Here is an 18,574-nt window from a genome sequence, read left to right as displayed (position 1 = left end):
GCGAGCAGAACATAAAACGTCGTACGTTTGACGTCAAGCGTCTGAGCAGGACGGGCACAAAAAGCGGCCCCCGGCGAGGAGCCGGGGGCCGTGGGTCCGTCCTACCGAAGCACCGGTCAGCAGTGGGAGCGGTCGACCATCCACTGGGTGGTGATGTGCTGCCCGAGCGCCGCGGCGGCCTCGTCGACCCTGCCCTGCTTGAGCAGGGCGACGATGCGCCGGTGCGCGCGGTTGGCGACGCCGAACTCCTCGGGCGTGGGCACGCCGAGGTAGCTGACCGAGCGGGTCTCGGCGATCAGCAGCAGCACGATCGTGCGCGCGATCTCGTTGCCGGAGGCCCGGTACAGGACGGCGTGGAACTCCCGGTCGGCGTTGTGGAGCGTATCGCTGTCGCGGGACGTGTCGATGACCTCCAGCAGCTCGTCCATCGCCGCGTAGTGGGCGTCGGTGAGCTTGGGCGCCGCGCGGCGCATCATGGAGATCTCGAGCTCCGCGCGCATGTTGATCACGTCGTCGCGCAGGGTCCGGGACTGCTCGGTCTCCATGGCGATGCGCAGCACGTCGGGGTCGAGCAGGTTCCACCCCTCGCGCGGGAGCACCGTGGTGCCCTCCCCCGCACGTACCCGGACCAGCCCGTTCTGTTCGACGAGTTTGATCGCCTCCCTGATCACCGGCCGGCTGACGCCGAAGGTGGCGCACAGGGCGGGTTCCGGGGGGAGCGTGGTTCCGGGGGTGAAGTTGCCGGTGATGATCTCACTGGTGACGGCGACGGCGACCTCGCGGCTGAGCCGTACCGGGCGATTGGCCAGGCGTGGGCTCTGCGCCATCGCGGGATCGACGTTCATCGGCAGTCCTCTCGCTGTTTTGGTGCGGTCAGCCTAGCGCAATCACTTGACGTAAAACATCTGACGTTTTACTTTTGCGCTCTCCCGTTGGCTGAAACACACCGAGGACGAAAGAGGGGTTGGGCCGGTCGATGAAGATCACCCATGTGGAATGCTGGTCGGTCTTGGTGCCTGCGGTGGAACCGACGTTCGCCTGGCGCAAGGGCCTGCAGGGCGGATTCCCCGGCGGCGAGCGCGGTGTGCTGCGCATAGGCACCGACGAGGGAGCCTGCGGGGTGGCCTTCGCCGGCCGCCCGGGCAGCGCCGACCAGCTGCGGGAACTGGTCGACCGGGTCCTGCGCGACGAGCTGACCGGCCAGGATCCGCTGAACCGGGAGTGGCTGTGGCACCGGATGTGGGAGGTGGACCGGATCGAGGAACTGCCGCTGCCGCTGTTCGGCATCGTCGACACCGCCCTGTGGGACCTCGCCGCGCGCCTGTACGGCGTCCCGCTGTGGCAGCTGCTCGGCGGCTTCCGCACCGAACTGCCCGCCTACGCCTCCACCACCACCTTCGGCAGTGTCCAGGAGTTCCTCGACGTGGCCGACCAGTGCGTGGCGCTGGGCTACCACGCGGTGAAGGTCCACGCCTGGGGCGACGCCAAGGCGGACGCCAGGCTCGCGCTGGCCCTGCGCGAGCACCTGGGCCCGGACATCGACCTGATGTACGACGGATCGGCCGGATTCGACCTGCCGTCCGCCCTCTACGTCGGCGACGCCCTCTCCGACGCCGGATTCCTCTGGTACGAGGAGCCGATGCTCGAGTTCAGCGTCTCCGCCTACGCCGAACTCGCCAAGCGGGTCCGGGTGCCGCTGCTGGTGGCCGAGACCTCCGACGGGGCGCACATGAACTCCGCCGACTTCATCCGGGCCGGCGCCGCCACCTTCGGCGTCCGTGCGAGCGCGGGGCTGCGCGGCGGGGTCACCGGATCGCTGCGCACCGCGCACGTCGCCGACGCGTTCGGTGTGCGGGCCGAGGTGCACGGCATGGACCTGCCCAACCAGCACCTGTGCATGGCCCTGTCCAACACCACCTACTACGAGTCCCTGGTCACCTCCAACCCGGTGCGCCGTGAGTCGATCATCGGCCCCGACGGCCTGCTGCACGCACCCACCGGGCCCGGCGTCGGCCTGCCGCCCGGGCTCGACTACCCCGCCGAACTCCAGCCGTACATCGCCACCCACCACTGAAACCGCGCGAAGGGTCCTGGCCCGAACCAAGGACCCCTGAACTTGAAGGGACCCCGGACAATGAGGTCTGACTCTCCCAGACGCACCCGCTCCTGGCACCGCCTCGCCACCGCGGCGGCCGCGGCGGCGCTGCTGCTCACCGGTTGCGCGAGCACCGGCGGCGGCACCGCCACCGCCGGCGCCACCCACGCCTTCCAGCAGGTCGAGCAGAGCCCCGGGGCCACGATCACGGTCTGGGTCGACTCCACCCGGCTGCCCGCGGCCAAGCTGTTCCAGAAGGAGCACCCGGACGTCCCGGTCGACATCGTCACCTACGACGGCGACGCCAACGGCGCCAGCACCTTCCAGACCAAGATCTCCCTGTTCGACAAGGCCGGCAGCGGCTGGCCCGACGTCGTCTTCGACGAGAACACCACCGACCTCGGCTGGGCCTCCACCGGGAAGACCCCCTTCGCGGCCCCGCTCGACGACGGCATCGTCCCCAAGAGCGTCCTGGACCAGTTCGCCCCCGGCGCGCTCACCCCCTGCACCAACGGCAGCGTGTACTGCCTGCGCAACGACATCGGCCAGAACGTCCTCTGGTACAACAAGACGCTGCTGGACAAGTTCGGCTACCAGGTGCCCACCACCTGGGAGCAGTACCAGGCCCTGGGCGCCCAGGTCGCCAAGGAGCACCCCGGGTACACCGTCGGAGCCGTCGGCGACTCCTTCGCCTCGTACATCTACTTCTGGGGCGCCCAGTGCCCGGCCAACACCCTGACCGGGACCGCGTTCTCCTCGGACACCGGCTCGCCCAAGTGCGTGCAGATGGCGAAGCTGCTGGACACGATGATCGCGAACGGCTCCGTCACCAAGGACGCCGTGCTCACCGGCACCAAGTACGCCACCACCTACGGCGGCGCCAAGACGCTGATGCTGCTCGGGCCCAGCTGGTTCGGCCAGTACATCCTCAACGCCGCGCTGAAGGTCCCGGCCGGACAGATCGCCGCGGCGCCGCCGCTCAAGTGGGCCGCCGACACCACCGCCACCACCGGCGACGTGGGCGGCGGGACCTGGTTCGTCTCCTCGCACAGCAAGAACCTCAAGGCGGCCTCGGCGTTCGTGCAGTTCGAGACCACCTCGCCCGACGTCCAGGCCGACGCGCCCACCTACCCCGCGTACGTGCCCTCGGCCAAGCTGTGGCTGGCCAACCCGGCCAACACCAAGTACTTCGCCACCGACGTGGCACCGGCGTTCACCGCCGCCGCCGGCGAGGTCTGGCCCGGCTGGTCCGCCAGCGGCCTGGTGAACCAGCAGAACATCTGGTCCACCACCGTGATGCCGGCCGTGCTGCAGGGCAAGACGATCGAATCGCAACTGGGCGCCTGGCAGACCGAGGCACGCAACCTGGCACCGACGGTCGGCTACACCGTCACCAAGTAGGCTCCCCGCCCCACCTGCCGTAGCCGACCCACGAAAGGACGACTCGACTCCCATGCGTGTCGACGCTCCCGCTCCGCCCCGCCGCTCGCGGTGGGGCGGAGCGACCGGCCCCGTATTCGTCTCGCTGTACACCGTGCTGCTGCTCGCCTTCGGCCTGGGCCCCACCGGATACGCGATCTACCTGTCGATGACCAACGCCTCCGGCCAGTTCACCGGGCTGGGCCAGTACGTCAAGGCGTTCGGCGACTTCCGGTTCGCCGGCGCGTTCGTCAACATCGGGACCTATCTGGCGCTGTGGCTGGTGACCCTGCTGGTGCTCGTCGTCGTCCTCGCGCTCATGCTGCACCGGCTGGGCCGCTGGGCCTCCTCGGCGCTGCGGTTCATGTTCTACCTGCCCGGCGCGCTGGCCGGCGTCGCCAGCGTCCTGGTCTGGCTGTTCATGCTCGACCCCAGCGCCAGCCCGTTCTCCTCGGTCCTGCACCTGCTGGGGCAGGACACCTTGGCGGACACGATCCTGCCCTCCCACCTGGCCCTCGTCTTCATGGTCATCGCCTTCTGGACCGGGGCCGGCGGGTGGATCATCGTGATGTACGGGGCGCTGAACAACATCCCCCTCGAGGTACTGGACGCCGCCAAGGTCGACGGTGCCTCCACCCTGCAGCTGGCCTGGCACATCGAGATTCCGATGATCAAAAAGTGGATCTACTACATGCTGATCCTGGCCTTCGCCACCGGCACCCAGCTGTTCGTCGAACCCCAGCTCGTCTACGCGGCGTCCGGCGGCGACGTCTCGCCGACCTGGTCCCCCAACGAGCTCGCCTACACGTTCGCCTTCCAGAACGGAAACTTCAACCAGGCCGCGGCCGTGTCCATCTGCCTGCTGCTGCTCAGCCTGATCGTGGCGCTCTTCCTGGTGTTCCGCTCCGGCCTGTTCGACGTCGAGGAGGACGCCTGATGACCCTCGCCCCCGCCGGTGCGGACCGGCTCCGCAGGACCCCGGCCGGACCCGACCGGCCCCCCGCCCGCCGCGGCCTGGCCGCGGCCATCACCTCACGCACCCTGATGTGGCTGCTGCTGGCCTTCATGGTGGTCTTCTTCATCCTGCCGGTCCTCTGGCTGCTGCTCGCCCTGACCAAGACCGACCAGCAGCTGGTCCACGGCTCCCCCCTGTCGTTCGGCAGCCTCGGCAACGTCGGGACGGCCTGGAGCAACCTCATCGACTTCCAGGGCGCGGCGATCCTGGTATGGCTCAAGAACTCCGCGATCTACTCGCTCGGCGCCCTGGTGCTCACCATGGTGACCACCATCCCGGCCGGCTACGCCCTGGCCATGACCCGCTTCCGCGGGCGCAGACTGCTGCTGCGGCTGACCCTGGTCGTGATGCTCGTCCCGGCCTCCACCCTGGTCCTGCCGATCTACCTGGAACTCAGCGCCGTCCATCTGACCGGAACCCTCTGGTCGATCATCCTCCCCTTCTCCTTCTACCCCTTCGGCGTGTACCTCACCTTCATCTACTACAGCACCAGCCTGCCGAGGGACCTACTGGCAGCCGCCCGGATCGACGGCTGCACCGAATGGCAGATCTTCACCCGCATCGCCCTGCCACTGGCCCGGCCCGTCATCGGGCTCGTCGGCTTCTTCAGCTTCGTCGGCAACTGGAACAACTACTTCCTGCCCCTGGTCATGCTGGCCAAGAGCCAGTCCTACCCGCTCCAGCTGGGCCTGCAGGAACTGCTGTCCTCCACCCCCGCTTTCAACCCGGCCCAGGGCGGCGCCGCACTGAACATCCAGCGCCCCGAACTCGCCCTGGCCATCGTCATCTCCATCCTCCCGGTCCTGCTGATCTTCCTGTTCTCCCAGCGCACCCTCGTGTCCGGCCTGCTGGCCGGCTCGACCAAGGAATGACCACGGAATGACCACGGACAACGGGCCCAGCCACCGCGGCCGCGGAGAGGTGTGACGTGATCAGCCGGGGGCGGTGACGGGCTGGCCGGTGATGGCGGTGAGCCGGAGCCTGGTCTCGTCGTCGCCGCCGGGTGCGGCGGTCATGATCACGATCTTGAGGTCGAAGTCGCCGTCGGTCAGGACGTCGCAGTCCACCGTGACGGGCCCCACCGCGGGATGGTCGATCGTCTTCTGGTTCTCGCGGTGTGCGGCTACGGCTCCGGTCGCCCACAGTTCGGCGAACCTCGTGTTGGCGCTCAGTTCACGGATCAGCGTGGCAAGGCGCTTGTCCCGGGGGTAGCGGCCGGTGGCGCGGCGCAGGTCGGAGACCACGGCGGCGTCGGTGGCCTCCCGGTCCGCTTCGGTCACGGGCCACAGGGCGAGACGGGCGGGCCCGTCGTCCAGGGGGAACCTGTCGCGGGCGAAGTTGCGCAGCCGCGCCGGTGCGGCGGAGGGGTCGCCGACGAGGCCGGCCCAGCCGCGGTTCCACCACACCAGCTGCCAGTCCGCCGCGAAGACGGCGACCGCGACGTCCCCGAGCCGGGCGAGTACCCGTTGCACGCCGGGCGTGAGGTGGTCGGAGATCGCACCGTCCGCCGGAGGGGCGAGGCTCGCCAGCCGGTACAGGTGCTCGCGTTCGGCTGCGGACAACTGCAGGGCGCGTGCCAGGGATGCCACCACCGGCGCCGAGGGGGTGGTCGCCCTCCCCTGCTCCAGGCGTACGACGTAGTCGACCGACATCCCGGCGAGGTCGGCCAGTTCCTCGCGCCGCAGCCCGGTGGCGCGGCGTCCATGGGCCGCCGGCAGCCCGGCGGCCGACGGAGGAAGCCGGTCGCGCCAGGTGCGGATCATCGCGCCCAGGCCTGTATCGGATTCCGTCGTCATGACTGCCATTCTTCCAGCATTCCCGCCCGCCCGTTCGGTACCAGGGTGGTACAGCTCTTCCTACCGTCGGAGCTTCCCTGGTTCGCATATCCCCGGCCGTGCCACCATCGGGGACGGACATGACCGGATCCGGCCTTTATCGGATTTCCCGGCCGGAGCAGCAATTCACCTACAGGGAGAACTCAATGACCAATTCCGAGATCGCACTGTCGCGGCTGCTGGACGAAGCATCAGTACGGGACACCGTCGCTCGCTTCGCCGACGCCGCCACCCGGGGCGACACCGACCGCTTCCGCGCGACCTGGGCCGAGGACGCGGAGTGGACGATCGGTGATCACGTGCACGCCGTCGGCGTGGACGACATCGTTTCCACGTTCCGGAAGCTGCGGGACGAACGGGACTTCTTCGTGCAGTTCGCGGTGCAGGGCCCGATCGAGATCTCCGGGGACGAGGCGACCACCGGCATCATCTGCAACGAGGCCGCGCGCGGACCGGGCGAGACGTACTACCGGAACCACGCCGTCACCGCCGATCGCCTGAGGCGCTCGGAGAACGGCTGGGTATTCACCAGCCGCTCGTTCCAGTACCTCTGGCTCGACACGTCCCCATTCACCGGAAACGCCTTCAAGCTGCCCGCCGGTTTCTGATTCCGGTCGGCCGTCCGCCGTTCGAAGGGCGGAACTCGCGGTGTCTGCGAAATGTGCGGGGCACCGCGCGGGCGGGGGTGAGCGCGTGGGCGGGTCAGTGGCCGCCGGCGTAGAACAGGAGCATGACGAAGGCGGCGAAGACGTGGAATCCGATGACGTAAATTGCCGCCCGGATCCAGACGCCCTTGTTGGCGCGGCCTCCGCCGCCCTCGCTGCCGTCGTCGCCCTGCTGGGCCGCAGCCGCGGTGTCGGCGGCAGCGATCATCGCCAGGACCGCGGCGGCATCCGCTGACGCCAAGTCACGTCGGGTACTGCCGGGCGGGCCGGTGACGGCCGGCTCGTGGGCCGCTCCGGTCGTGCCGGTGGGTTCGGTCATGGTCGCGGGTCTCCTTGCAACGCCGGCTCGGCTGCCCGCGGCACGGGCTCGGTCAGGACTCCGGCGCCCTCCAGGTGGGCGCGGGCGTAGGCGATGGCCTCGGGGGTGGAGCGGAAGATCCGTTCCTGGGCGTGCAGCGGATCCAGGACTCCCAGTGCGTCCAGGCGGTTCTGGTGGTCCTCCCTTATCCCGGAGACCAGGACCAGTGTGCCCCGGTGGGTGAGCCGTTCGATCGCGTCGCCCAGCACCCTCGCCCCCGAGGCATCCAGCGCCGAGACCCGGGACATCCGGATGATCACGACCTTGACCTCGGCGATCTGGGTGAGTTCGAGCAGGAAGCGGTGGGCTGCGGCGAACAGCAGCGGGCCGTCGATGCGGTAGGCGACGATGTGCTCCGCCAGCAGCTTCCGCTCTTCCTCGTGGTGGTCGGCGGCCGGCAGGTCCTGGTGCAGCGGGACCTGGTCCAGCCGGGCGGCCCGGGCCACCTGCCCGAGGGCCAGGACGCCGGCGACCAGGAGTCCGACGATGACCGCGTTGACCAGGGTGGAGACCAGGGTCACCACCGCGGTCAGCCCCATCACCAGGGCCTCGCCGCGCCCGGAGCGGGCCAGCGCGGTCAGGGAACCGACCTCGACCATCCTGACGGCGGTGGCGATCAGGACCCCGGCCAGCGCCGCCAGCGGGATGCGGGCGACCAACGGGGCCGCGGCGAAGACGATGACGGCCAGCACCGCGGCGTGGACCAGCGCTGACAGCCGGGAGGCGGCGCCGGAACGGACGTTGACCGCGGTCCGGGCGATCGCGCCGGTCGCGGCGACACCGCCGAACAGCGGGGCGGCCAGGTTCGCCAGCCCCTGCCCGAACAGCTCCCGGTCCGAGTCGTGCCGCTCCGCCACGCTCATCGCGTCCGCGGCCGAGGCCGACATCAGCGACTCCAGCGCCGCCAGCGCCGCGACCGCCAACACCGAGGGCAGCAGCGCCGCCACATGCCCGGTCTCGAAGAACCCGAGGGAGGGGGCGGGGATGCCCGCGGGCAGACCGCCGATCGTGCCCACGTGCAGGTGGAGCGTCCAGGCGGCGACGGTGGCCAGGGCCACCGCGAGCAGGGAGAACGGGATGCCCGGCCGCAGCCTCGCGCCGACCGGCATCACCGCGACGACCAGGGCTGCCAGGGCGACAGCGGTCCAGTCGGGATGGGAGGCGAAGTCGGCGACCGCCTTCGCCGCGACCACCGCCGGGTTCGCGCCGGACGGGGCTTGGACCCCCAGGGCGGCGGGGACCTGCTGCAGGCCGATGACGGCAGCGATGCCCAGGGTGAAGCCCTCCACCACCGGCACCGGCACATAGGCCATCCACCGCCCGGCCCGCAGCAGCGCCAGCACGACCAGGAGGACGCCGGCCAGCAGACCCACCGTCAGGACGCCGTGCAGGCCGTACCGGTGCACGATCGGCACCAGCACCACGGTCATCGCCCCGGTGGGGCCGGTGACCTGGAGGTCGGAGCCGCCGCACACCGCCGCGACCGCGCCGGCGATCACGGCGGTGACCAGTCCCGCCTGCGCACCCGCGCCGGAGGAGATCCCGAAGCCCAGCGCCAGCGGCAGGGCGACGACGGCCACCGTCAGCCCGGCCAGCAGGTCCCTGCGCGGGAAGCGGCCCATGCTGCCCACGGTGTGCCGGGTGGGCAGCACTCCCAGCAGGCGGTCGCGCGCCGCCGCGGCGACCGTCCTGACCGTCCTTCCGGTCACGCGACGACCTTGTCCTCGGCGGCGTCGGCCTCCCGCAGCTCGACCAGCAGGTCCTGCTGGTCGGCCAGCAGTTCGGTCAGGATCCGCCGCGCGGCCCGCATCAGGTCCGCGACATCGGTCCCCGCCAGCGCGTAGACCACGGTGTCCGCCTCACGGGTCGCGGTCACGATGCCCGACCGCCGCAGCACGGCCAGCTGCTGGGACAGGTTGGAGCGCTCGACCTCGATGCTCGCCAGCAGGTCACGCACCGGCATCGGACCGTCCTGCAGCAGCTCCAGCACCCGGATCCGCACCGGGTGACCCAGCATCCGGAAGAACTCCGCCTTGGCCTGGTACAACGGCACCGGCACAACCCTCAACCCCTCATCGCTTCATCGCTTCGTCGTCTCCCCCGACCGGAGGCACCTCGACACCACCGTCGCGAGCACAGCGCAACGCGTCCTCCAACTCGTCCAGGGTCTCCTGGACCGCGAAGGAGTCCGGCGACCCCGCGGCCTCCCCCAGAGCACGACGGGCCGCCCGGATACGGGCGATGACCTGCTCGGCGAACTCGTCCACCACACTCCCCTGCCTGATCAGGATCGGGGCACAGGCCGGAACCGGGCACCCGCAGCAGGAGCCCTCGGGCCGAAGGGCCTGCGTGCAGGAACACCATGACACCAATTGAAGAAATCTTCAATTCAGCAATCCGCCGAAGAGTCGGCGATGGCCGCGCGGGTCGCCTACCGGTGCGCTCGAAGTCCGTCGAGGATGAGCGCGAGCATGCGGGGCGCCCGGTCCTCAGGAGTGGATGGGGCACGCCACAGTGCGCCGCTGAGTTGGAGGAAGTCGCCCGGGTCCGCGTCCTCGCGGATGCTTGCGTCCTTCTTGCCGGCGTCGAGGAGTTGTGTGATCGCGGCGACGACCGGCCCGTAGCTCTGTTCGTTGATCGCCTGGTGCGCCCCCGGGCCGAGGGCGTCGCCGAGACCGTGCTTCCTCCGCATGGCCTCGACCAGGTCGGTGGTCCAGTGGCGGAGCGCTTCCAGCGGCGGCATCCGGCCCAGCAGGTCGGGGACGGTACCGATGATGCGCGCCACCTCGTCCTGGTAGACGGCCAGGAGCAGCGCTTCGCGGGTGGGGAAGTTGCGGTACAGGGTGCCCGGGCCGACTCCGGCGCGCTGCGCGATCTGGTTCATCGAGGTGCTGCCGTCCGCAGCGAGGGCTTCGCGTGCGGCGTCGAGGATGCGCGCCCTGTTCTCGCGGGCGTCCGAACGGACCACGGTTGACCTCACCTTGCTAAGTGGAGAACTCTCCACTACCTTAAACGGAGAGCTCTCCGCCTACTCTAAGGAACGTCATGCATTACATCAAGCTCGGCACGACCGGCCTCGACGTGTCCCCGATCGCGATCGGCGCGATGACCTACGGCGAACCCGACCGCGGGCACCCCGTCTGGTCCAAGGGCGAACAGGACGCCCGTCCGCTCATCAAGCACGCGGTGGAGGCGGGGATCAACTTCTTCGACACCGCGAACATGTACTCCAACGGCTCCAGCGAGGAGATCCTGGGCCGGGCGCTCAAGGACTTCGCCGACCGCGACGCCGTGGTGATCGCCACCAAGCTGCGCCACCCGATGCGGCTGGGCCCCAACGGACGGGGACTGTCCCGCAAGGCGATCATGGCCGAGGTCGACCACTCGCTGCGCCGCCTGGGAACCGACTACATCGACCTCTACCAGATCCACCGCAACGACCACGCGACCCCCTGGGAGGAGACCCTGGAGGCGCTGAACGATCTCGTGAAGGCCGGCAAGGTCCGCTACCTCGGCGCCTCGTCCATGCACGCGTGGGAGTTCGCCAAGGCGCTGCACCTGCAGAAGCAGCACGGCTGGGCGCGGTTCGCCTCGATGCAGGACCACTACAACCTGCTCGCCCGCGAGGAGGAGCGCGAGATGATCCCGCTGTGCCTGGACGAGGGCGTCGGCACGGTCATCTGGTCGCCGCTGGCCCGCGGCCGGCTCACCCGCGCCTGGGACGACGCCCGCTCGACGGAGCGCTCCCGGACCGACGGCGCGTACGCGGACCTGCTCTACGCACCCGAGCAGGAGGCGTCCAACCGCGCGATCATCGACGCGGTCGGGCAGGCGGCACAGGCCCACGGCGTCAGCCGCGCGCAGATCGCGCTCGCCTGGCTGCGGCGCCAGCCGGTCGTCACCGCGCCGCTGGTCGGCGCGGGCTCGATCAGCCAGATCGACGAGGCGGTGGCCTCCCTCGATGTCGAGCTGACCGACGATCAGGTGCGCGACCTCCAAGCCCCGTACACGCCGCGGCACGACTGGCAGGGTGTGTCGGACGAGGCCGAGATGGAGGCCATCCGCAGGCGCGTCCCCGGCATGTCTCTCGCATGAACCCCCTCGTACCCGGGCCGCCGCAGACCGCGTGGGTCACCGGGCGTTGACGAGGTCGAACTCATTGCCCTCCGGGTCGGCGAAGGTGGTCCAACGGATGCGGCCGTCCTCGGTGGTGTCGCTGAGCCGTGTCGCCCCGAGGGCGAGCAGCCGCTGGGTCTCGGCATCCAGGTCAGCGGTGCTCAGGTCGAGGTGGAGCCGGTTCTTGACGGTTTTGCCCTCGGGGACCCTGTGGAACATCAGGAACGGCCCGGAGGTGGCGGGGTCGGTGGCGGCGATGGCCGCGAAGTCGGCCGATGCCCCGTCGCTGAGCTTCCGCCCCAGGGCCTGGGCCCAGAACTCGGCGACGGTCGCGGGCTGTGCGGCGTCGTAGCTGACACCGATGACGGAGATGCTCATGTCTGACTTCCTCAGGCGGGTGGAGGTGGGTGGAGGCGGGTGGAGGTGCGGATGTTGCGGCGGGTACGTGGGCCAGGTCCCGGCGCGGGGGCGGGACCTGGCCCGGACGGGGGGTCACACCGCGGTCCGGCCGCCGTCGACGGCGATGACTGCCCCGGTGATGTAGGCGGCCTTCGGCGAGGCCAGGAACGCGATGGTGTCGCCGATCTCCTCGGCCCTGGCCCCGCGGTTCATCAGGGTGGTCGTGGCGAGCTGCTCGATGCGGTCCGAGTCGGCGCCGTCGCTGAACGTCGGCCCGGGGGCGACCGCGTTGACCCGGACCCCGGCGGGGCTGAACTCCGCCGCCCAGGCCCGCGTCATCGCCTCCAGGGCGACCTTGGAGGCACTGTAGGCCGCGCCTCCGCCCAGGCCGACCCTGCCCGCCATGCTGCTCAGGCTGATAATGCTGCCGCCGCCCCGCTTGGCCATGGCCGGGGCGAGCGCGGCGACCAGGTAGTAGGCGGCGCGGACGTTCGTGGCGAACATGGCGTCGAACGTCGTCGGATCCAGGTCGGGCGTCGCCCCGAACCACGAAATCCCGCCGTTGTTCACCAGCACGTCCACCTCGCCGACCTGCGCCGCGAGCTGCTGTACCCCCTGAACGTCGGTCAGGTCCGCGGCAACGAACCGGCCGTGGCCGCCGGCGCGTTCGATCGCCTCGACGGTGGCCGCTCCACGGCCCGCGTCACGGCCGTGCACGAACACGTAGAAGCCGTCCGCGGCCAGCGCCAGCGCCGCCGCCCGTCCGATGCCGGACGTGGCACCCGTCACGAGAGCGGTCTGCCGCGCGTTGCTGTCTGCCTCAACCATGATCCGTCTCCATGCCTTGTTGCTGGACCCGATGTCCAGCCCTGGTAGAAAACTAGACTGCACAGTCTGATCGTGTCAATCGGTGCGAGATGGCGCATCCCCCATCTGCAGCACCGGTCATCCTCGGTCAGCACTCACGCGGGGGTACACATGGACCAACGAGGCCCGGACCACGAATGAGGAACATTTGCGCAGGCCAAAGGCATCATTGCGAGAAGGGTGCGACCTGCCGAAAGTGCCGTGGCCGCTGGCCGGCCCCAGGGGATGCCACCTCGGCGGTCGGGGTACTTGACCAATCAGAATAGACTGACCAGTCTAGCGAACCCTCCTTTCCTTCTCCTAGACTGACCAGTCTGGTATGGTGCGGTCATGGCAGAGGAGAAGAAGAGCAGGGGATCGGCGCGGGAACGCCTGCTGGCCGCAGCCAACGAGTTGTTCTACGCCGAGGGCGTCAACTCGGTCAGCATCGACCGGGTGATCGAACACGCGGGCGTGGCCAAGGCCTCCCTCTACAACACCTACGGCAGCAAGGAAGAGCTGGTACGCGCCTACCTCAAGGACCGCCACGCCCGCACCCGCGAACGCATGGCCCGCGAACTCCAGACCCGCTACCGCACGCCCCGTGAACGGCTGGTCGGGGTCTTCGAGATCCAGGGCCTGGCCTTCACCGAACCGGACTTCCGCGGGTGCGCGTTCGTGACCGCCAGCGCCGAGTCGGAGGCCGGCAAAGCCGTGCAGCAGGCCACCGAGGAGTACCGGATCTGGGTGCGCTCGCTGTTCCTCGACCTCGCCTACGCCGCCCAGGCACCGCAGCCCGAAGCACTGGCCAAACGGCTCGTCCTGCTCTACGACGGGGCCGGCATCTCCTCCTGGATGGACCACGACCCCAGCGTCGCCGACGCCTCCCGCGACGTGGCACAGGGGCTCGTCGACGCAGCCTTCGCCCAGTAACCCCCTGCGGCCCCCGCGCCCGCGCTCGGCTATCGTCATTGGGTGCGCGGGAGTGCGATGGCAGGCCGGCAGATGCTGCGCGGCGGGGTTCAGTGGCGTCAGTGCCCGTTGGCGGTGCGTGACGGTGCTCTGGCGGTGCTGCTCGGAGCGCTGGCGTTCGCCCCGGGTATCGCCGGGGACGGCATGGCGTTGGGCGAGTTGCCGGTGCGTCAGCTGGACCTCCTGGGTATGGTGGTGGGCCTCGGGCAGTGCCTGCCGCTGTTCCTGCGCCGGTTGCGACCCGGGGTCTGCCTGGCGGTGATCGGCCTGTGCTTCTGCGTGGGCCAAGTACGCGGCTACGCACCGAACTTCGGAAGCGAAGGTCTGCTCGCCGCCCTCTACGGCGCGGGTGCCCACCTGCGTACGCGGCGGCTGGTGGCGGCAGCTCTGGCAGTGGCCGGCTACGCCGCTCTTGCCGCAGTGCTGCGCGTCCTGGGGTCTCCGGAGCGCACCGTCGACTACATAACCTTCGCCCTGGTGCTCGCTGGTTGCTGGTGGGCCGGGGAGTGGGTGCGTGCGCGGCACACCGCCGCCGAGCGGCAGCGCGCGTTCGAGGTTCAGTCCGCCGCCGCCGCCGAGCGTGACCGGATCGCCCGGGACCTGCACGACGTGGTGACCCACCACGTCACGGCCATGGTCGTGCAGGCGGACGCCGCACAGTTCCTGCTGCCGCAGGCCGGCGGTCGGGCTGCCGAGAGCTTGGAGACGATCAGCGAGACCGGGCGGCGGGCCCTGGCCGAACTGCGTTTCCTCCTGGGCGCGCTGAACGGGCCCTGCGACGCGCAGACCGTCACGCGGGGCACCGCAACCGACACACGCATCGCCGACCTCGTCGAGCAGGTCCGCCGGACCGGCCAGCCGGTGGAATACCTCGAGGAGGGCGAGCAGCGGGCGACCGGCGGAGGTCCGGAGGTGACCGCGTACCGGATCGTTCAGGAGGCGCTGACCAATGCGCTCAAGCACGCGCCCGGGCAGCGCACCGCGGTGAAGGTCGGCTACACCCCTGCGGAGGTCGTTCTCGCGGTGACGACCGACGGCGCACCCTCCAACTCGGCGGTGTACGTGGCAGCCACCCGCGCCGGGACCCGCCCCGCCGCAGTGGAGCCGCCCAGGGCCGGCGCTCCTGTCGCTCGGGACGGTGGCCTGGGGTTGGCCGGACTGCGCCAGCGGGTCGCCGTGTTCGGCGGCGAGTTCAGTGCAGGTCCGCTGCCGGGCGGCGGTTTCCAGGTCGTGGCCCGGTTGCCCTTGGAGGCAGCGCTGTGAGTTCCGCCGGATCCCTCGCTCCCGAGGTTGCCCCGATCAGGGTTCTGGTCTGCGACGACCAGGCGCTGATCCGGGCCGGGTACGCCACCGTGTTCTCCGCGCAGCCGGACATGCAGGTGGTGGGAGAGTGCTCGGACGGACGCCAGGCGGTGCGCGACACGGTGCGCCTGCGGCCGGACGTGGTCGTGATGGACGTACGCATGCCGGTGCTGGACGGGATCGCCGCGACCCTGGAACTGGCCGGCCCTGCCGTCACCGATCCGGCGAAGGTGCTGGTGGTGACCACGTTCAACCTCGACGAGTACGTGTACGAGGCCCTGCGTGCCGGAGCGAGCGGCTTCCTGCTCAAGGACGCGCGGCCGGCCGAGTTGGTCCAGGCCGTACGCACCGTCGCCGCGGGCGAGGCGCTGCTCGCACCTGCGGTGACCCGCAGCCTCGTCGGCCGCTTCGCCGCCCGCGTCCGGCCCGCACCCCCTCGGCAGCCCGATGAACCCGGCCACGCGGCAACGGCCCTGACGCCCAGGGAGCAACAGGTGCTGGTCCTGCTGGCAGCAGGGAAATCCAACGCGGAAATCGCAGCAGACCTGCACATCAGCCACGAGACGGTGAAGACCTACGTCTCACGGATCCTTGCCAAACTCGGGCTGCGCGACCGGGTCCACGCGGTCATCCACGCCTACCGCACCGGCCTCGCCGACGTAGGCGACTGATCTCGGCGGCCCTCGTGGTGCGCCCAGTTCCCGCAGCGGCGGTCCCCCGAGCGAGCTACTCCCGATCGTCCACTGCGGAGTGACGACCGGCCCCGTGGCCCGCTCATAGCCTCTGGGCAGTCGGCGCGCACAGGCTTGCGTCGACCGAGGGCGAACGGGAGAAATGCGATGGACCGCACGACATCAGTAAGCGCGCCGACAGCTCGCGATGCGGTGGCCGAGCCGAGTCCGCACGTGCGCCGGTGGGCCTGGGCGGTTCTGCTCACGCACATTGTCTTCACTGCGAGCTGGCTACTGGCTGCGGCCTGGCAGGGCCCGCGCTACAACGTTTTCAGTCAGACGATCAGCGACATGTACGCCGACGGCGCACCCGGCGCCTGGTTCCTGATCATCGTGTTCACCCTGAGCGGGCTCGCCCTGGTGGTGTTCGCACGCGCTTCGCTCTGGCCCCGGCTGCGGCAGGGCGGGACGCCGGCGAAAGCAGCGGTGCTGCTGCTGGCTCTTTCGATCTTCGGCCTCGGCGACCTGCTCAGCCCCTTCGAGCGCGAAGGCTGCCCGATCGCCGCCCGGGGCTGCACATCCGACCTCCAGACGGCGACCTTCGGCGGGGCCCTGGACACGGTCCTGAGCACCCTGGGCGTGGTCGCGCTCATAGCTGCAGGCTTCTGCCTGGCATCGGCCACCAAGCGCGTCCCCGGATGGTCCGACTACACCCGGGCAACGCGCAGGGCCACGATCGCGATGATCGTCCTGTTCGTCCTGGACGGCGCGACCCAGTCCATCGGACTGAGCGGAATGTTCGAACGGCTGATCGCCCTGGCCGGTGCGGTGGCGATCATCACGCTCGCCCGGATCGTCCTGCGCACCACCGCGCCCAGGGGCGCAGAGGAGTCCAACGGGTCCAGCGGCCTCCGCAGCTGACCGCGCACCGATGTGCCCGATTGCCCGTCGGCGCCGGCTTGCAGGGGGACGCCGAGCGAGGTCAGATCTCAGCGTCCTCGGCGTGCGCAAACGCCTCGAACTGCACCGACGCGCCCACCTCGCCTTCGCCCGCGTGCCGCCCGTGTCCGGGTTCGCACTGACCGACCTCGTGCAGGGCCTCGGCCGGCACGCCCGCGGCAGTCGCAGCCGCGAGGGCAGCATCAAGGGCCCGCCTGGTGCGCGCGTGCTCGACGACGGCTTCCTGGACCTGCCGCAGGGCATCAGCCTGCTCGTGCGGGTAAGCGGTGGAGAGTTCGATGTTCATACGGCTCGCCTGCCCGGGACCACCGGAAGGTATGCCCCGCCACTCCACTCCACTCACGTCCACACCGCCGCGCCTGTCCGCGATCGAGCACGGCAAAGGGGGCGGCACCTTTCGGTGCCGCCCCCTGGTGAGAATCCGTCAGCCGGTCACCATCGGTACCAGCGGCCGCTGCCCGAGCCCCGGAACACGAAGCCCAGCGCCCACACCACCAGCACGATGATGGCGATCCACCACAGAATATGAACCGCGAAGCCCGCGCCGCCCAGGATCAGGGCCAGCAGCAGAACCAGAAGCAAAGCACCCATTGTCATCATCCTCCTTGACCAGCGGATGCCCCCGAAACGGCGGAGCATTCCAAAGAGTTGTGCGCCACTTCGCATACAGCGGCTAGCGTCCGGCTGTGGTGGCGGCGGACGTCGGTCGCGGACGGCACGTGGCGATCCAGACGGCGGCAGCCAGAGTGAGCGCCCCTGTCAGACCCATCGCCGTACCGGTGGAGAGGCCTGCGGCCGTGGCCGTCGCGGCCAGTACGACCGGGGCCACACCCTGCAACGTCATGATGCCCGAGCCGAGCAGGCCGAAGGCCTGACCGTGCAGCTCCGGCGGCAGTGACTCCAGGAACGGTCGCTGCAGGCCGAGTTGGTAGGCAAAGCCGCAGCCGGCCAGCAGCAGCAGTACCGTCGCCGGGGCCCTCCCGGGTTCCAGCGCGAAGCCCAGGACGGCCAGTCCCATCAGGGTGATCAGCGGCAGCACCAGCTGTTCCCGTGTGCGCGGGGCCAGCAGCCTGCCCACCACCAGGTCGCCCGCCAGCATGCCCACCGGCAGTGCGGCCATCAGCACGGCGTAGGTCCCGGCCGGGAAGTGGCGCTGGCCGGCGTAGGCGACGATCAGTCCCTCGGCTCCCCCGGTGAAGGAGGACGGAAGCCACTGGGCCAGCAGCAGGAGTCGTACCGGCCGCAGCCGGAGGAGCCGCAGGTTCCCCGCGAGGCTGGCCCTGACCACAGCGGTGTCGGCGGGTGCCACGGGCGGCGCTGGCAGCCGTGGCAGTCCGAGCCGGACGACGGCGGCAGCTGAGAGGTAGAGGACCGCTGCTGCCACCAGCGCCTGACGCGTGCCCAGCACCGCCACGGTCGTCCCGCCCAGGGCCAGGCCCGCCAGCTGGGCGGCGGAGCCCGCGATGTTGTTCAGCGAACGGCCCAGCACATAGGCGTCGCCCTCAAGGAACTGCGCCACCAGACGGCCCGAGGCGCCGTTGAACACCGGGCCGGGCAGGGCCACCACCACGACCACCAGCAGACCGGTGCCCACCGGAAGGTGGACCAGTGCGATCAGCAGCGCCCCTGAGGCGCCCAGCAGGTAGCCGCCCGCCAGCAGAGCGCGCGGCGGCAGCCGGTCCGCCAGCGACCCGAGCAGCATCGAGCCGGGCAGATGGGGCAGGAAGCCGGCCGCGAACGCGACCGCGGACCACAGCGGTGACCCGGTCGCGGCGTAGACCAGGACGGAGAAGGTCGTGACGCGCAGCGACTCGGCGACAACGAAGAGGGTGTGGCTGACGAACATCACCCGGAACCGGGGCTCGCCGAGGACCTCGCCGTACCGGACCCGACGGCGTATCACGGGGTCGGCGTCGATGCG

The 18,574-nt window shown here is 70.3% G+C and carries 22 protein-coding genes; 10 read left to right on the top strand and 12 right to left on the bottom strand.

What is annotated here, in order from left to right:
* Positions 1-116: 116 nt before the first annotated feature.
* A complete protein-coding gene (locus tag ACEZDG_RS33040; protein ID WP_380517088.1) occupies positions 117-845 on the bottom strand; it encodes a FadR/GntR family transcriptional regulator in 729 nt (242 codons plus the stop codon).
* Between the two features lie 131 nt (positions 846-976).
* Between ACEZDG_RS33040 and ACEZDG_RS33035 the strand changes: the two genes are divergently transcribed.
* From ACEZDG_RS33035 to ACEZDG_RS33020, 4 genes are all read left to right on the top strand, one after another.
* Positions 977-2,074 (top strand): enolase C-terminal domain-like protein, encoded by a 1,098-nt coding sequence (locus tag ACEZDG_RS33035; RefSeq protein WP_380517085.1) that lies wholly within the window; start codon positions 977-979, stop codon positions 2,072-2,074.
* 60 nt (positions 2,075-2,134) lie between these two features.
* Positions 2,135-3,496, top strand: coding sequence for an ABC transporter substrate-binding protein (locus ACEZDG_RS33030; RefSeq protein ID WP_380517082.1), 1,362 nt, complete (start codon positions 2,135-2,137; stop codon positions 3,494-3,496).
* Between the two features lie 52 nt (positions 3,497-3,548).
* Positions 3,549-4,451, top strand: coding sequence for a carbohydrate ABC transporter permease (locus ACEZDG_RS33025; protein WP_380517080.1), 903 nt, complete (start codon positions 3,549-3,551; stop codon positions 4,449-4,451).
* Between the two features lie 107 nt (positions 4,452-4,558).
* Positions 4,559-5,401: a carbohydrate ABC transporter permease gene (locus tag ACEZDG_RS33020; protein WP_380517251.1), complete on the top strand. Its 843-nt coding sequence runs from the start codon at positions 4,559-4,561 to the stop codon at positions 5,399-5,401.
* 60 nt (positions 5,402-5,461) lie between these two features.
* Here the strand turns inward: ACEZDG_RS33020 and ACEZDG_RS33015 are convergent, their stop codons facing one another.
* Positions 5,462-6,325: a helix-turn-helix transcriptional regulator gene (locus ACEZDG_RS33015; RefSeq protein ID WP_380517077.1), complete on the bottom strand. Its 864-nt coding sequence runs from the start codon at positions 6,323-6,325 to the stop codon at positions 5,462-5,464.
* Positions 6,326-6,444: 119 nt separating this feature from the next.
* On the opposite strand from ACEZDG_RS33015, the gene ACEZDG_RS33010 reads away from it, so the two are divergent.
* Positions 6,445-6,972: a nuclear transport factor 2 family protein gene (locus tag ACEZDG_RS33010; RefSeq protein ID WP_380517073.1), complete on the top strand. Its 528-nt coding sequence runs from the start codon at positions 6,445-6,447 to the stop codon at positions 6,970-6,972.
* 94 nt (positions 6,973-7,066) lie between these two features.
* Here ACEZDG_RS33010 and ACEZDG_RS33005 read toward each other — a convergent pair whose 3' ends face one another.
* From ACEZDG_RS33005 to ACEZDG_RS32985, 5 genes are all read right to left on the bottom strand, one after another.
* Positions 7,067-7,348, bottom strand: coding sequence for a DUF6126 family protein (locus tag ACEZDG_RS33005; RefSeq protein WP_380517071.1), 282 nt, complete (start codon positions 7,346-7,348; stop codon positions 7,067-7,069).
* Entirely contained in the window at positions 7,345-9,009 is a 1,665-nt protein-coding gene (locus tag ACEZDG_RS33000; RefSeq protein ID WP_380517249.1) for a SulP family inorganic anion transporter, read from the bottom strand. The genes ACEZDG_RS33005 and ACEZDG_RS33000 overlap by 4 nt, the downstream gene beginning before the upstream one ends.
* Before the next feature lie 83 nt (positions 9,010-9,092).
* Positions 9,093-9,446: an ArsR/SmtB family transcription factor gene (locus ACEZDG_RS32995; RefSeq protein ID WP_380517068.1), complete on the bottom strand. Its 354-nt coding sequence runs from the start codon at positions 9,444-9,446 to the stop codon at positions 9,093-9,095.
* Between the two features lie 13 nt (positions 9,447-9,459).
* A complete protein-coding gene (locus tag ACEZDG_RS32990) occupies positions 9,460-9,654 on the bottom strand; it encodes a hypothetical protein (protein ID WP_380517065.1) in 195 nt (64 codons plus the stop codon).
* A gap of 164 nt (positions 9,655-9,818) precedes the next feature.
* Positions 9,819-10,355: a TetR/AcrR family transcriptional regulator gene (locus ACEZDG_RS32985; protein ID WP_380517062.1), complete on the bottom strand. Its 537-nt coding sequence runs from the start codon at positions 10,353-10,355 to the stop codon at positions 9,819-9,821.
* Positions 10,356-10,432: 77 nt separating this feature from the next.
* On the opposite strand from ACEZDG_RS32985, the gene ACEZDG_RS32980 reads away from it, so the two are divergent.
* Entirely contained in the window at positions 10,433-11,482 is a 1,050-nt protein-coding gene (locus ACEZDG_RS32980; RefSeq protein WP_380517059.1) for an aldo/keto reductase, read from the top strand.
* Between the two features lie 36 nt (positions 11,483-11,518).
* On the opposite strand, the gene ACEZDG_RS32975 is transcribed toward ACEZDG_RS32980, so the two are convergent.
* Entirely contained in the window at positions 11,519-11,881 is a 363-nt protein-coding gene (locus ACEZDG_RS32975; RefSeq protein ID WP_380517056.1) for a VOC family protein, read from the bottom strand.
* A gap of 114 nt (positions 11,882-11,995) precedes the next feature.
* Positions 11,996-12,730 carry an SDR family NAD(P)-dependent oxidoreductase gene (locus tag ACEZDG_RS32970; RefSeq protein ID WP_380517053.1) on the bottom strand — a complete coding sequence of 245 codons (735 nt, stop codon included), beginning with the start codon at positions 12,728-12,730 and terminating at the stop codon, positions 11,996-11,998.
* A 369-nt stretch (positions 12,731-13,099) separates the two neighbouring features.
* Here ACEZDG_RS32970 and ACEZDG_RS32965 point away from each other — a divergent pair, with 369 nt between their 5' ends.
* The 4 genes from ACEZDG_RS32965 (at position 13,100) to ACEZDG_RS32950 (ending at position 16,614) form a co-directional block, all read left to right on the top strand.
* Complete coding sequence (locus ACEZDG_RS32965; RefSeq protein ID WP_380517051.1) at positions 13,100-13,681, top strand: TetR/AcrR family transcriptional regulator; 582 nt, start codon at positions 13,100-13,102, stop codon at positions 13,679-13,681.
* 57 nt (positions 13,682-13,738) lie between these two features.
* Positions 13,739-14,983: a sensor histidine kinase gene (locus ACEZDG_RS32960; RefSeq protein WP_380517048.1), complete on the top strand. Its 1,245-nt coding sequence runs from the start codon at positions 13,739-13,741 to the stop codon at positions 14,981-14,983.
* Complete coding sequence (locus ACEZDG_RS32955; RefSeq protein ID WP_380517045.1) at positions 14,980-15,693, top strand: response regulator; 714 nt, start codon at positions 14,980-14,982, stop codon at positions 15,691-15,693. Before ACEZDG_RS32960 ends, ACEZDG_RS32955 begins: the two co-directional genes overlap by 4 nt.
* Positions 15,694-15,861: 168 nt before the next feature.
* A complete protein-coding gene (locus ACEZDG_RS32950) occupies positions 15,862-16,614 on the top strand; it encodes a DUF998 domain-containing protein (RefSeq protein WP_380517042.1) in 753 nt (250 codons plus the stop codon).
* A 61-nt stretch (positions 16,615-16,675) separates the two neighbouring features.
* Here ACEZDG_RS32950 and ACEZDG_RS32945 read toward each other — a convergent pair whose 3' ends face one another.
* The 3 genes from ACEZDG_RS32945 to ACEZDG_RS32935 form a co-directional block, all read right to left on the bottom strand.
* Positions 16,676-16,939 (bottom strand): hypothetical protein, encoded by a 264-nt coding sequence (locus ACEZDG_RS32945; protein WP_380517041.1) that lies wholly within the window; start codon positions 16,937-16,939, stop codon positions 16,676-16,678.
* Positions 16,940-17,085: 146 nt separating this feature from the next.
* Positions 17,086-17,244, bottom strand: coding sequence for a hydrophobic protein (locus ACEZDG_RS32940; RefSeq protein WP_380517038.1), 159 nt, complete (start codon positions 17,242-17,244; stop codon positions 17,086-17,088).
* Between the two features lie 82 nt (positions 17,245-17,326).
* Complete coding sequence (locus tag ACEZDG_RS32935) at positions 17,327-18,499, bottom strand: MFS transporter (RefSeq protein ID WP_380517246.1); 1,173 nt, start codon at positions 18,497-18,499, stop codon at positions 17,327-17,329.
* Positions 18,500-18,574 lie beyond the last annotated feature (75 nt).

This window comes from Streptacidiphilus alkalitolerans, from assembly GCF_042511045.1.
GTDB lineage: Bacteria > Actinomycetota > Actinomycetes > Streptomycetales > Streptomycetaceae > Streptacidiphilus > Streptacidiphilus alkalitolerans.
This window is presented reverse-complemented; position numbering and strand designations above follow the sequence as displayed.